A 994-nucleotide genomic window follows, 5' to 3' on the forward strand; every position below is an offset into this window, starting at 1 on the left:
ATGCGGTTCCCGTTGCGGGATCCAGATCAGCATTATAAATATTGGTGAAATATTCTCCTGTCCATTTGTGTTTGCGCTGTATAAAATTTCCCGTATCTCTGGCAGATGCAAAGTAAATTTTGTTGTTGCAGACAAATGACCCGTAATCGGAGTATTTGCTGTTAATGCCAGCGTCTTCTATCTGGTACCTCCCAGAATTTGCTTTTATCTGGTCCAGATAGTTTGCATCTTCTCTGTAGAGCTTTCCTCTGCTGTCATTTTTTGATACGGCATTGAATTCTTCCAGAAGCCTATTGGCTTTGGCGATATCTCCAGCCGATTTTAATGATTGCGCGTATCTAAAAAAGTACTCCGGCTCAGGATTTGGATTCATGGCAAATAATTCGCCGTACCATTTTGCCGCGTTCTGAAAATCTGAATTAAAATAATAGGCATTTCCCAGTTTTTTAAACATGTCTTCAGATTTGTAGCCTTTGGCCGCAACTTTTTCATAAGTCTTTATTGCATCGACATAGGCGTAGCTGTCATATTTTTTGTCTGCAGCATTTATTTTTGCCTGCTGGGCATAGCTGCCGAATGAAAAAGCGCCTATGATTGCAGCGAAAAGTAGTGTATAGTTTTTCATGATGCCTTATTTTTAGAAGAAACGAGGGGTTGTCATTTTGCCTTTGTTTGAGAAGAATTCATAACGCAGGAATATCTCATGCGAACCTGAATTGTAATTGTTCAATTTGGTGGTTTCCCGATCATAGCCATACCCTAAGTAAAGTCCGTCTGTGATCTGAAACCCAACCATAGCACTTAATGAAGCGCTCCATCTGTAAGCTGCACCAATCATAAATTTATCGTAGAACATAAAATTCGCAGATACATCTACTTGCAATGGTGCCCCTTGAACCATTTTTGGTTAAAATGGCGGGTTTAAATTTTATATACTGATATTTGTCAAGATCGAATACGTAGCCTCCAATTAAGTAGTAATTGATTCTGTCTT

1 protein-coding gene and 1 pseudogene are annotated in these 994 nt (G+C 39.2%); both read right to left on the reverse strand.

What is annotated here, in order from left to right; all coding sequences use genetic code 11:
- Positions 1–625 (reverse strand): tetratricopeptide repeat protein (locus SOM12_RS24085; RefSeq protein WP_414655682.1); only part of this gene is annotated, 625 nt, incomplete at its 3' end.
- Between the two features lie 12 nt (positions 626–637).
- Positions 638–994, reverse strand: a pseudogene (locus SOM12_RS24090) (PorP/SprF family type IX secretion system membrane protein); the annotation flags it as partial.

The organism is Flavobacterium sp. CFBP9031 (assembly GCF_034044945.1).
Lineage (GTDB): Bacteria > Bacteroidota > Bacteroidia > Flavobacteriales > Flavobacteriaceae > Flavobacterium.